Source organism: Actinomadura mexicana (genome assembly GCF_900188105.1).
In the GTDB taxonomy this organism is placed as follows: Bacteria; Actinomycetota; Actinomycetes; order Streptosporangiales; family Streptosporangiaceae; genus Spirillospora; species Spirillospora mexicana.
The window spans coordinates 113,386-125,776 of sequence record NZ_FZNP01000010.1 but is presented as its reverse complement, the minus strand read 5'-3'; the positions used below and the strand labels follow the sequence as shown (position 1 = coordinate 125,776).

11 protein-coding genes are annotated in these 12,391 nt (G+C 70.5%); 5 read left to right on the top strand and 6 right to left on the bottom strand.

Annotation, left to right across the window (positions count from 1 at the left end):
• Positions 1-312: 312 nt before the first annotated feature.
• From CHC11_RS25385 to CHC11_RS25370, 4 genes are all read left to right on the top strand, one after another.
• A complete protein-coding gene (locus CHC11_RS25385) occupies positions 313-1,224 on the top strand; it encodes an ABC transporter substrate-binding protein (protein ID WP_089314326.1) in 912 nt (303 codons plus the stop codon).
• Between the two features lie 4 nt (positions 1,225-1,228).
• Positions 1,229-2,140 (top strand): amino acid ABC transporter permease, encoded by a 912-nt coding sequence (locus CHC11_RS25380; protein WP_089314325.1) that lies wholly within the window; start codon positions 1,229-1,231, stop codon positions 2,138-2,140.
• 59 nt (positions 2,141-2,199) lie between these two features.
• Positions 2,200-2,952: an amino acid ABC transporter ATP-binding protein gene (locus CHC11_RS25375; RefSeq protein WP_089314513.1), complete on the top strand. Its 753-nt coding sequence runs from the start codon at positions 2,200-2,202 to the stop codon at positions 2,950-2,952.
• Positions 2,953-3,029: 77 nt separating this feature from the next.
• A complete protein-coding gene (locus CHC11_RS25370; RefSeq protein WP_089314324.1) occupies positions 3,030-3,998 on the top strand; it encodes a zinc-binding dehydrogenase in 969 nt (322 codons plus the stop codon).
• A gap of 48 nt (positions 3,999-4,046) precedes the next feature.
• On the opposite strand, the gene CHC11_RS25365 is transcribed toward CHC11_RS25370, so the two are convergent.
• The 6 genes from CHC11_RS25365 to CHC11_RS25340 form a co-directional block, all read right to left on the bottom strand.
• Positions 4,047-4,769 carry a PadR family transcriptional regulator gene (locus CHC11_RS25365; protein WP_089314323.1) on the bottom strand — a complete coding sequence of 241 codons (723 nt, stop codon included), beginning with the start codon at positions 4,767-4,769 and terminating at the stop codon, positions 4,047-4,049.
• Between the two features lie 4 nt (positions 4,770-4,773).
• On the bottom strand, positions 4,774-5,595 hold the full coding sequence (locus CHC11_RS25360; RefSeq protein ID WP_089314322.1) for a DUF4097 family beta strand repeat-containing protein: 822 nt from the start codon (positions 5,593-5,595) through the stop codon (positions 4,774-4,776).
• Positions 5,596-5,759: 164 nt separating this feature from the next.
• Positions 5,760-5,939 carry a DUF6104 family protein gene (locus CHC11_RS25355; protein WP_089314321.1) on the bottom strand — a complete coding sequence of 60 codons (180 nt, stop codon included), beginning with the start codon at positions 5,937-5,939 and terminating at the stop codon, positions 5,760-5,762.
• Positions 5,940-6,010: 71 nt separating this feature from the next.
• On the bottom strand, positions 6,011-9,721 hold the full coding sequence (locus tag CHC11_RS25350) for a multifunctional oxoglutarate decarboxylase/oxoglutarate dehydrogenase thiamine pyrophosphate-binding subunit/dihydrolipoyllysine-residue succinyltransferase subunit (RefSeq protein ID WP_089314320.1): 3,711 nt from the start codon (positions 9,719-9,721) through the stop codon (positions 6,011-6,013).
• Positions 9,722-9,905: 184 nt separating this feature from the next.
• Positions 9,906-10,577 (bottom strand): AIM24 family protein, encoded by a 672-nt coding sequence (locus CHC11_RS25345; protein ID WP_089314319.1) that lies wholly within the window; start codon positions 10,575-10,577, stop codon positions 9,906-9,908.
• Positions 10,578-10,637: 60 nt separating this feature from the next.
• Entirely contained in the window at positions 10,638-11,546 is a 909-nt protein-coding gene (locus tag CHC11_RS25340) for a glutathione S-transferase family protein (protein ID WP_089314318.1), read from the bottom strand.
• 152 nt (positions 11,547-11,698) lie between these two features.
• On the opposite strand from CHC11_RS25340, the gene CHC11_RS25335 reads away from it, so the two are divergent.
• On the top strand, positions 11,699-12,382 hold the full coding sequence (locus CHC11_RS25335; protein ID WP_089314317.1) for a DedA family protein: 684 nt from the start codon (positions 11,699-11,701) through the stop codon (positions 12,380-12,382).
• Positions 12,383-12,391 lie beyond the last annotated feature (9 nt).

Sequence of the window (12,391 nt, the reverse complement as noted above, 5' to 3'; positions counted from 1 at the left end):
GTGGTGGTCTGGTGTGGCCGGTCACCCGGTGGATCTCGCGACGCACGGGGGTCACCCGTTGTCTGATTGTGCCACAGGGGGCCGGACCCGCCCGGAGGCCGGGGTGGGTGGTGAGCGTCACCCGACGCGTCCGCGCGGTGGTGGGTCGGTCGCGTTCCGTAGGGCATACACCCTGAGCGCTGGCTGATCCGGGTTCGCCTCGTTGCGTGATTGTTTCGCACCCTTTATCCAGATCAGGGACGTTGTACGCCAAACTGTGCACCTGACCTTCGGATCTACGCGGATCCGACGAAACCACCTGGAGGGGGACCAGTGATCACCGGTTCTCTGCGCCGCCGCGCCGTCGCGGCGAGCGCGCTCGTACTGACGGGCGCGCTCGCGCTGTCCGCATGCGGCGACAGCAACGACTCGGGCGACTCGGGCTCCGCGGCCTCGAACACGAGCGTGGACAGCAAACTCGCGGCGATGGTCCCGGCCGCGATCAAGAGCGATGGGAAGATCGCGATCGGCACGGACGCCTCGTACCCGCCCAACGAGTCCGTCGACCCCGCCTCACAGAAGATCGTCGGGTGGGACGTCGACCTGTTCAGCGCCGTCGCGGCCAAGCTCGGCCTGAAGACGCAGTACAGCAATGCGGGCTTCGACACGATCATCCCGGGCGTCCAGTCCGGCAAGTACGAGGCGGGCGTCTCCTCCTTCACCGACACCAAGGAGCGCGAGCAGGCCGTCGACTTCATCACCTACTACTCGGCCGGGACGTCCTGGGCCGTGCTCAAGGGCAACCCGAAGGGCGTCAACCCCGACGACGCCTGCGGCAAGTCCATCGGCGTCCAGCAGGGCACCGTGCAGGTCGACGACCTCACCGCGCGCAGCAAGAAGTGCACCGACGCGGGCAAGCCGGCCATCAAGAGCGTCGTCCGCAAGCAGCAGACCGAGGTCAACAACGACCTGGTCGCGGGCAAGGTCGACGGCATGGCCGCCGACTCGCCCATCGTCGGCGACGCGGTGAAGAAGACCGGCGGCAAGCTGGAGATCATCGGCCAGGTCTACGACACCGCGCCCTACGGCTTCGCGGTCGGCAAGAACTCCGGCCAGCTCAAGGACGCCATCCAGGGCGCGCTGAAGGCCCTGATCGCCGACGGCACCTACAAGAAGATCCTCACCGACGCCGGCGTGGAGAGCGGCGCGCTCACCGATCCGAAGATCAACGGGGCGCAGAGCTGATCGCATGACGGTCGACAACGACGCCGGCAAGGGGCGGCCCGAGGCGATCAAGGCCGTTCCCGTCCGGCATCCGGGGCGCTGGCTCGGGGCGGCCGTCGTCCTCGTGCTGGTCGCCATGTTCATCCACTTCCTGCTGACCAGCAAGGCGCTCGACTGGTCGGAGCAGTGGAAGTACCTGTACTCGGATCCGGTGCTCAAGGGCGTCCGGAACACCGTCTGGCTCACCCTGGCCGCCATGGTCGGCGGCGTCGTGCTCGGCATCGCGCTCGCGCTGATGCGGCTGTCGGCCAACCCGCTGCTGAGCGGCGCCGCCTGGGTGTACCTGTGGTTCTTCCGCGGCACGCCGCTCTACACGCAGCTGCTCATCTGGGGCGCGATCGGCACGCTGTTCCCGACGGTCGGGATCGGCATCCCGTTCGGCCCCGAGTTCGAGACGTGGAAGACGCAGGAGCTGGTCAACGCCGCGCTCGCGGCCTCGCTGGGGCTGATCCTCAACGAGGCCGCCTACATGGCCGAGATCGTCCGGGCCGGCATCCTGTCGGTGGACGAGGGCCAGCAGGAGGCCGCGAGCGCGCTCGGCATGTCCCGGATGCAGACGATGCGGCGGATCGTGCTGCCCCAGTCGATGCGCGTCATCGTCCCGCCGACGGGCAACGAGGCGATCTCGATGCTGAAGAACACCTCGCTCGTCGCGGCCATCCCGTACTCGGAGCTGACCTTCACCGCGCAGACCATCTACGCCACCACGTACAAGATCATTCCGATGCTGGTGATGGCCTGCCTGTGGTACCTGCTCATCTCCTCGGTCATGATGATCGGGCAGTACTACCTGGAGCGGCACTACAGCCGCGGCACCAGCAAGGGGGCGGAGGCCAGGCAGCGGCTCCGCTTCCGCGGCGGAGGAGGCGGCCAGTGAGCGGAGGCGAGGACATCGTGGGCGACGCCCCGGAGCCCGCGGCCGCGAGCGGCGGGCTGATGGTCAAGGCCGAGGCCGTGCACAAGTCGTTCGGGCGGCTGGAGGTGCTGAAGGGCATCGACCTGGAGGTCAGGCCCGGCGAGGTGATGTGCGTCGTCGGCCCGTCCGGGTCGGGCAAGTCGACGTTCCTGCGCTGCATCAACCACCTGGAGAAGATCAACGCGGGGCGGCTGTGGGTGAACGGCCACCTCGTCGGCTACCGGGAGTCGGGCGGCAAGCTCTACGAGCTGCGCGACCGGGAGGTCGCCGCCCAGCGCCGCGAGATCGGCATGGTGTTCCAGCGGTTCAACCTCTTCCCGCACATGACGGCGCTGGAGAACGTCATGGAGGCGCCCTGCCGGGTGAAGAGGCAGCCGAAGGCGCAGGTCAGGGAGCGGGCCGTCGCCCTGCTCACGCGGGTCGGGCTCGGGGACAAGGTGAACAGCTACCCGGCGCAGCTGTCCGGCGGGCAGCAGCAGCGGGTCGCGATCGCGCGGGCCCTCGCCATGGAGCCCGCGCTGATGCTGTTCGACGAGCCGACCTCCGCACTCGACCCCGAGCTCGTCGGCGAGGTCCTGGAGGTCATGAAGCAGCTCGCCCTCGACGGCATGACCATGGTCGTGGTCACCCACGAGATGGGCTTCGCCCGCGAGGTCGGCGACTCGCTGGTCTTCATGGACGGCGGCGTCGTGGTCGAGGAGGGCACCCCCAGGGAGGTCCTGGCCAACCCGAAGCACCCCCGGACGCAGGACTTCCTGTCCAAGGTGCTCTGACGCCCGGGCGCGCGGCCCGTCCCCGACACGCCGGGGGCGGGCCGCTCCGCTCGGCGGCCGGCGGTTAGTGTGCGTTCATGTTCGCTGTCACGGCCACACAGATCGACGCAGACCATCCGCTGACCGGCCTCACGCTGGGGGAGCGGCCCGATCCCGAGGTACCGGACGGCTGGACGACCGTCACGGTGAAGGCCGCCGCGCTCAACCACCACGACCTGTGGTCGCTGAAGGGCGTCGCCCTGCCCGCCGACCGGCTCCCCATGATCCTCGGCGGCGACGCGGCCGGGGTGGACGAGGACGGCAACGAGGTCATCGTCCACTCGGTGATCGGCGACCCGGACCGGGGCGGCGGCGACGAGACCCTCGACCCCGAGCGCTCGCTGCTTTCGGAGGTCCACCCCGGGACGCTCGCGGAGAAGGTCGCGGTGCCGCGCCGCAACCTCGTCCCCAAGCCCGCCGAGCTGTCCTTCGAGGAGGCGGCCTGCCTGCCGACGGCGTGGCTCACCGCGTACCGGATGCTGTTCGGCAAGTCCGGGCTCCAGCCCGGCGGGTCCGTGCTGGTGCAGGGCGCGGGCGGGGGCGTCGCGACCGCGGCGATCGCGCTGGCGGCCGCCGCCGGCTACCGCGTCTACGCGACGAGCCGCAGCGAGGCCAAGCGCAGGCGCGCCGAGGAGATCGGGGCGGACGCCGCCTTCGAGACGGGCGCGCGGCTGCCCGAGCGGGTCGACGCCGTGATCGAGACCGTCGGGCAGGCGACCTGGTCGCACTCGCTGAAGTCGCTGCGCCCCGGCGGGCGCGTCGTGGTGTCGGGCGCGACCAGCGGCCAGGTGCCGCCCGCCGAGCTGAACCGCGTGTTCTTCCTCCAGCTCCAGATCGTCGGCTCCACCATGGGGACCCGCGACCAGCTGGAGCGCCTCGCGAGGTTCCTGGTCAAGACCGGCGTGCGGCCGCGGATCGACCGGACGCTGCCGCTCGGCCGGGCGGAGGAGGGCTTCGCCGCGATGGCGGAGGGCGACCTCTTCGGCAAGATCGTCTTCACCCCGTGACGCCCTGATGCCGTGACACCGTGAGGGGACCGCGGCCGGGACGCCCGGTCACGGCCTCCGGCGGAAGACCTCGTCCCGCAGCCGCTCGCGGGTCTCGTCGAGGAGGGCCTGCGCGGCGGCGAGGTCGTCGTCGTCCAGGCGGGCCGTCTTCGCGGCCTTGCGGACGTCCTCGACGAACCCGCGCAGCAGGCGCTCCAGCTTGAGGCGGGCGACGTCCTCGCGGGTCCCGGTCGCCGTCTTCCAGGCGTCGTCCCAGTTCTGCCGCCACTCCTCCTTCCACGCCTGCTTCTGCTCCCGCCAGTGCTCCTTCTGCCGGCGCCACTCGTCCTTCTGGCGCTCGGTGGTCTCCTTCCACGCGTCCTTGGACGTGGCCTTGCCCTGGTCGCGCATCGTCCGGGCGGCCTGCGTCAGCTCCTCGCGCAGCGTCCGGACGGTCTGGCGGACGTCCTCCTGCACCCCGCGCGCGAACTCCTGCGCCGAGGCGGCGATCTCCTCCTCCAGCTCGGCCAGCTCGTCCATCCGGCGCTCCAGCTCCTCGCGTCCCTTGTCGGTCAGCGAGTACACCTTCTTTCCCTTGATCACCTCATGGGTGACCAGGCCCTCGGCCTCCAGCCGGGCCAGCCGCGGGTAGATCGTGCCGGGGGAGGGCGAGTACACCCCGAGGAACCGGTCCTGCAGGAGCCGGATCACCTCGTAGCCGTGCCGCGGGCTCTCCTCCAGCAGCTTGAGCAGGTACAGCCGCAGGCGACCGTGGCCGAAGACGGGGCTCACGTCGTCACTTCTCCATTCGGGGTGTGGTGATCTCCGGGGCGTCGTCGTCGCGGCCGAGGAGGGCGATCGTGCCGGACACCGTGTTGACCGCGACCCGCCCCGAGCCGTCGCCCATCCTGCCGGTGACGGAGCGGGAGACGGCGCGTTCCTGCCGGTCGAACGGGAAGGACGTCTCGATGCGCCCGGCGGCCGAGTTCAGCGTCACCCGCGCGCCCGTGGACGCCGGGACGCGCAGCGCCACCTCGCCCGAGACCGTGTTCACCTCGACGCCGCCGCTGCCGGACAGGTCGACGTCGGCGGCGATGCGGCCGCTGACCGTCCGGGCCGCCAGCCGCTCGACCGACGCGCCGGCCAGGGTCAGGTCGCCGGACACGGACGTGAACGACACCGTCCCGTCCAGGCCCTGCGCCTCGACCGCGCCGGAGACCGTGTTGGCGTCGATCGCGCCCGACACGCCGTCGAGCGTCACCTCGCCCGAGGCGCTCTTGATGGACGTGCGGGCCGTCGTGCCGGTCACCACCGCGTCCGCCGACACCAGGTTGAGGCTGACCGGGCAGTCGTGCGGGACGGTCACGGTGACCGCCGCGCGGACCCTCTGGTTGCGCAGCCAGCCGAGCACGCCCTCCCAGAGCTTCTCGTGGGTGACGGTGAGCATTCCCGCCTCGTGCGTGACCACGAGCGGCGGCCCCTCGACGTCACCGACCATGATGGAGGGACGCTCGTCGGAGGCGAGCACCGACACGCTGCCCGCGATCAGTGTGACCCGCAGCGCGACCACGCCGTCGAAGTCGAGGGTGGTCGGTTCGTCGATCGTCCAGCGCGACATCACGATGTGCCCTTCGTCCGAGAGGCCTGCCGTCAGTAAACACGATATGTCGCGTCTCCTGGAAGTCAAGACATATCGCGTTCACCTTCGGGAGAGGCACCCCTGGTCCTCCGAGGGGCTGACCGGCGCCCTGCACTCCGCCGGCGCTCCGCTCCGGTCACCGGTCAGTCCTCGTCTTCCTCGTCAAGGCGCGCGAGCCAGGTGGCGAGGCGGTCGACGGGGGTCTCGAACTCGGGGTTCAGGTCGACGAACTCGCGCAGCCGGCCCGCCAGCCACTCCAGGCTGACCTCCTCGGCGCCGCGCCGCTCCGCCAGCTCCTCGATGCCGCGGTCGGTGAAGTACATCGCGTCCCTCCCCATGGACGCCGAGGGCCCCGGCGCGGTGCACCGGAGCCCTCGGGTCGATCAGTACCGCTCTAATTCTGCTCGCCGAACAGGCGCGCGAGCAGCGCCTCCTGCTCCGCCTGGTGCAGCTTCGCCGAGCCCACCGCCGGGGACGAGGACGCCGGGCGCGACACCCGCGACATCTTCAGCCCCTCGATGTGGCGCGGCAGCTTCAGCGCCATGAACGGCCAGGCGCCCATGTTGGCGGGCTCGTCCTGCACCCAGACGATCTCGACGTCGGCCGGGTACCTGGCCAGCTCCGCCTTGATCTCGTCGACCGGCGGCGGGTAGAGCCGCTCGACCCGCACGACCGCGGTGTCGTTCGCGCCCGCCGCCTGCCGGGCCTTCACCACGTCGTAGTAGATCTTGCCGGTGGTGAGCAGCACCCGCCGCACGCCCGCCGGGTCGACCGCCGGGTCGCTCTCCGGGATGACCGGCTGGAACGCGCCGCCGGTGATCTCCTCGACCGGGGACGTGGCCGCCTTCAGGCGCAGCAGCGACTTCGGCGTGAACACGACCAGCGGCTTGTGCCGCGCCGACAGCACCTGCCAGCGCAGCAGGTGGAAGTAGTTCGCCGGAGTGGTCGGGTAGACGACGGTCATGTTGTCCTGCGCGCACAGCTGCAGGTACCGCTCGATCCGCGCGGACGAGTGGTCGGGCCCCTGGCCCTCGTAGCCGTGCGGCAGCAGCAGCACGACGCCGGAGTGCTGGCCCCACTTCTGCTCGCCGGAGGAGATGTACTCGTCCACGATCGACTGGGCGCCGTTGGCGAAGTCGCCGAACTGGGCCTCCCAGCACACGAGCGCGTCGGGACGGGTCATCGAGTAGCCGTACTCGAAGCCCATCGCCGCGTACTCGCTGAGCAGCGAGTCGTGGGCGTAGAACTTCGACACGCCCTGCCCGAACTGCTTGAGCGGCGTGTACTCCTCGCCCGTCCTGCGGTCGACGAGCACCGCGTGCCGCTGGCCGAAGGTGCCGCGCCGGGTGTCCTGCCCGACGAGCCGCACCGGGTGGCCGTCGATCAGCAGCGAGCCCATCGCCAGCAGTTCGCCGGTCGCCCAGTCGATCGCGTCGTCCTCGATCATCTGGGCGCGGCGCTGCAGGATCGGCTGGAGCCGCGGGTGCGGGGTGAAGCCCTCCGGCAGGCTGACCTGGGACTCGATGAGCCGCTTCACGGTCTCCCGCGGGATCGCCGAGCCGGCCTTGCCGTGGTCGATCGGAATGCGCTCCTCGACGTCGGGCTTCACGACCGAGCCCGGTTCGAGGGGCTTCTTCACGGCCTCCCGGGTCTCGGTGAAGGCGCGCTCCAGCTGCTCCTGGTAGTCGCGGAGGGCCTGCTCGGCCTCCTCCACCGTGATGTCGCCGCGGCCGATCAGCGCCTCGGTGTAGAGCTTGCGCACGGACCGCTTGGCGTCGATCAGGTCGTACATGAGCGGCTGCGTGAACGAGGGGTTCTCGCCCTCGTTGTGGCCGCGCCGCCGGTAGCAGACCATGTCGATGACGACGTCCTTCTTGAACGTCTGCCGGTACTCGAACGCCAGCCGCGCCACCCGCGCGCACATCTCGGGGTCGTCGCCGTTCACGTGGAAGATCGGCGCCTGGATCATCCGCGCGACGTCGGTGGCGTAGACGCTGGAGCGCGAGTACTCCGGCGCGGTGGTGAAGCCCACCTGGTTGTTGATGATCACGTGCACGCTGCCGCCGGTGCGGTAGCCGCGCAGCTGCGACAGGTTCAGCGTCTCGGCCACCACGCCCTGCCCGGCGAACGCGGCGTCGCCGTGGATCAGGATCGGCAGCACGGTGAAGCCGGCCTCGCCGACGTCCAGCAGGTCCTGCTTGGCGCGGACGACGCCCTCCAGCACCGGGTCGACCGTCTCCAGATGGGAGGGGTTCGCGACCAGCTCGGTGTGGATCTTGGAGCCGTCGCTGCCGACGAAGTCGCCGGACGCCCCGAGGTGGTACTTCACGTCGCCCGAGCCCTGGGCGCTGCGCGGGTCGAGGTTGCCCTCGAACTCGCCGAAGATCTGCCCGTAGGACTTGCCGACGATGTTGGCGAGGACGTTCAGCCGGCCGCGGTGCGCCATGCCGATCACGACCTCGTCCAGGCTGGCCTTGGCCGCCGCCGAGATCACCGAGTCGAGCAGCGGGATGACCGACTCGCCGCCCTCCAGGGAGAACCGCTTCTGCCCGACGAACTTCGTCTGCAGGAACGTCTCGAACGCCTCGGCGCTGTTCAGCCGCCGCAGCACGTGCAGCTGCTCCTCGCGCGAGGGCTTCTCGTGCGGGACCTCGACGCGCTCCTGGATCCAGGCGCGCTCCTCCGGGTCCTGGATGTGCATGTACTCGATGCCGACCGTCCGGCAGTACGCCATCCGCAGCACGCCGAGGATGTCGCGCAGCTTCATCGTCGGCTTGCCGCCGAACCCGCCGGTCGCGAACTCGCGCTCCAGGTCCCACAGGGTGAGGCCGTGCTTGAGGATGTCGAGATCGGGGTGGCGGCGCTGCTTGTACTCCAGCGGGTCGGTGTCGGCCATCAGATGGCCCCGGACCCGGTAGGCGTGGATCAGCTCGTGCACGCGGGCGACCTTGGCGACGTCGTCCTCGTGGGTGGCGGAGATGTCCTTGACCCAGCGCACCGGCTCGTACGGGATGCGCAGCGCCTCGAAGATCTCGTCGTAGAAGCCGTCCTCGCCGAGCAGCAGCTGGTTGATGCGGCGCAGGAAGTCGCCGGACTGCGCGCCCTGGATGATCCGGTGGTCGTAGGTGGAGGTCAGCGTCATCACCTTGCTGATCCCCATGCGGGCCAGGGTGTCGCTGGACGCGCCCGCGAACTCGGCCGGGTACTCCATGGCGCCGACGCCGATGATCGTGCCCTGGCCGGGCATCAGCCGCGGCACCGAGTGGACCGTGCCGATCGTGCCCGGGTTGGTCAGGCTGATCGTGGTGCCCTGGAAGTCCTCCAGGGTGAGCTTGCCGCCGCGGGCCTTGCGGACGATCTCCTCGTAGGAGGCCCAGAACTGGCGGAAGTCCAGCGTCTCGGCGGCCTTGATGCTCGGCACCACCAGCTGGCGCGAGCCGTCGCCCTTCTGCAGGTCGATGGCCAGCCCGAAGTTGACGTGCTCCGGCCTGATCAGCACCGGCTTGCCGTCCACCTCGGTGAACGCGGCGTTCATCTCGGGCATCGCGGCCAGCGCCCGGACGATCGCGTACCCGATCAGGTGCGTGAAGGAGACCTTCCCGCCGCGCCCGCGCTTGAGGTGGTTGTTGATGACGATGCGGTTGTCGATCAGCAGCTTGGCCGGGACGGCGCGCACGCTCGTCGCCGTCGGCACGGCGAGGCTGGCCTCCATGTTGGTGGCCGTCCGGGCGGCGACGCCGCGCAGCCGGACCTCCTCGGCCCCCGCCGGCACCGGCGGGGGCGCCGGCCTGTCCGCCTTCGGGGCCGCGGGCTTGGCCGCCGGCGCGGCCGGGGCCTTCGGCGGCGCGGGCGGTGGCTGCGGTGTCGGCGGAGCGGCCGCCGTGCCGTTGGCGGCCTTCGGGGCCGCGCCGTCGGCCGGGGCCTGGGGGGTGGCGGACACGGGCCGGCTGTCGGGCCGGTAGTCCGCGAAGAAGTTCCACCAGGCTTCGTCAACGGAGTTGGGGTCGTCGAGGTACTTCTGGTACAGCTCGTCGACCAGCCACTCGTTGGCGCCGAAATCGGTCAGCATCGGGTCGGCACTCGTTTGCGACGACTCTGTCGACACGGCGGAGATCGCCCTCTTCCGCAGCTCGCAGGTAAGTTCTGAGACGCAACAAGGCTACTCGCACTTGCCCCCGCACCACGCCAGCGTGTCGTAACCCCGCCCACACCGCCCCGCCATTGGCTGAACCGGCCGAAGGCAGGGCCGCGCCTTCGGCAGGATCTGCCAGGGGTCGTCCGGCTGGGGCTCAGTGCGTGTGCGGTGCGACCGTCGGGCCCTCGCTGGCCTGGATGAGGACGAAGCCTTGGCCCTGGTAGGCGAGCTGCATCGCTTCGCCGCTGCCGCGGCCGATGAGGGCGCTCGCCTTGAAGGTGCGGTTGACGCCGACCTGGAGGCTGGTGCTCCACGCGACGGCGGACTGGCCGTCGGCGAACGTGGGGGCGCGGCCGCAGTCGAGCATCACGGGGGTGCCGTGTGTGGTGAGCGCCACCCAGCCGGTGCCCTGGAGGGTGGTGTTGAACAGGCCGCCCGCGGCGATTCCGGCGCCCTGGACGCGCTGGATGTCGGCCTGCAGGTGCGAGTCGTAGGCGAGGATGTTCTTGCCGTTGACGGTGATGCCCTCGTTCTCCAGGTAGAACAGGTGGATGTCGTCGGCGTCGTTGGCGACGAAGAGCAGGCCCTGGCCCTTGACGCGCATGAGGGGGACGCCCTCGCCGGTCAGGGCCTTCTTCATGAACTTGCCGATGCCGCCCGCGCCTTCGTAGTCGAACTCCATCTGCCCCTGGAAGGCGACCATGGAGCCCTGCCGGGCGAGGACGTCGCCGTTCAGGTGGACCCGGAGCATCTTGGAGTTCTGGAGGGCGAAGTGGCCGGGGAGCTGCTGTCCCTGTTCGAGGTTGCCGAAGAACTGGCTGCGCATGGGGGTCGTGCCTCTCGTGCGGATTACTGGAGGTGCGCCAGCATAACGAGGGAGACGCGGTCAACGTCCCCGGTCGTGCGGCAGGGTCCAGTCCACGAGCGGGCCCTTGGCGACGACGCCGGACGGGTTGATGTTCCGCTGGGTCACGTAGTAGTGCCGCTTGATGTGGTCGAAGTCCGTGGTCTCGCCGAACGCCGGGATCGAGTACAGGTCGCGGGCGTAGCCCCACAGGTTCTCGAAGTCGGCGAGGCGCCGCAGGTTGCACTTGAAGTGGCCGTGGTAGACGGCGTCGAAGCGGGCGAGCGTCGGGTACAGCCGGACGTCCGCCTCGGTGATCTCGTCGCCGAACAGGTAGCGCCGGGTGGACAGCCGCTCCTCCAGCCGGCCGAGGGTGTCGAAGAGGGCGTCGAAGGCCTCCTCGTAGGCGCCCTGCGAGGTGGCGAAGCCGGCCTTGTACACGCCGTTGTTGACGGTCTGGTAGACGAGCTCGTTCAGCTCGTCGATCTCGGGCCGCAGCGCCTCGGGGTACAGGTCGGGCGCGCCGGGGCGGTGGTGGGCGGTGAACTCCGTCTCGAACATCGTGGTGATGGTCGGGAAGTCGTTGGTGACCAGGCGCTCGGTCTCGGTGTCCCAGACGCAGGGCACGGTGTAGCGGCCCTGGAACGCCGGGTCGGTGGACAGGTACAGCTCGGAGAGGAAGACGGCGCCGGTCACCGGGTCGCGGTCGGGGAACCGCCAGCCCCGCTCGTCCCGGATGGGGTCGACGACCCCGACGCCGATCGCGTCCTCCAAGCCGAGGAGCCGGCGCACGATCAGGGTGCGGTGCGCCCACGGGCACGCGTAGGAGACGAAGAGCCGGTACCGCCCGGGCTCGGCGGCGAGGCCGCTCGACCCGTCCGCCGTGATCCGCTCGGTGAACCGGTTCGCCTGCCGGACGAACCGGCCTCCCTCGACCTCCTGCACGCTCATGCCCGTCTCCCTCTGAAGTAGGTGAGGCCGACCGGAGGTTGGCCCTTGCGACCGATCCGGGTACGGGAACCTCGCGGCTACCATAACCGTCGGTATCCAGTGTGAAACGGCCGTGACGGCCGACCGGCGGATCGACGAGGCGGCGGGGGTCCATGCTCGAGCAATTCAACGCCCTGGTGGACGGCCTGCCACCGGCGATGATCTATCTGATCATCGCGGCGCTGGTGTTCGCGGAGGCCGCGCTGTTCGTCGGCTTCGTGTTCCCGGGCGAGACCGCGATCGTGGTCGGCGGCGTCCTCGCCAGCCAGCACGTGCTGTCGCTGCCGCTGCTGCTGGTCGTCGCGGTGGTCGCCGCCGTCGCCGGCGACTCGGTCGGTTATGAGATCGGCCGCAGGTACGGACCGCGGCTGCTGGACGTCAACATGATGCGAAGACACCGGGGGAAGGTCGCGGCCGCGCAGGACCTGATCCGCCGCCGGGGCGCGTTCGCGGTGTTCATCGGACGGTTCACGGCGCTGCTGCGGGCGCTCATGCCGGCGCTCGCGGGCAGTTCGCGGCTGCCGTATCCGAAGTTCCTGCTCTTCAACGTCATCGGCGGCGTCACCTGGGTGGTGACGTTCACGCTCGGCGGCTTCTTCGCGGGCACGGCGTTCGAGCACGCGGCCAAGCTCGCGGGCCGGGGCCTGGCGATCGGCCTCGCGGTCGCGGCCGTCGTCGCGCTGGTGGTGTGGAGCGTCCGCAAGCACCGCCGCGAGGGCCGCGAGGAGGCCGAGGCCCAGGCCGCCGACCACGTCTCCGCGCAGGAGGGCGAGTCGGCGCCGACGCTGCCGTCCTGACGGCGGCGG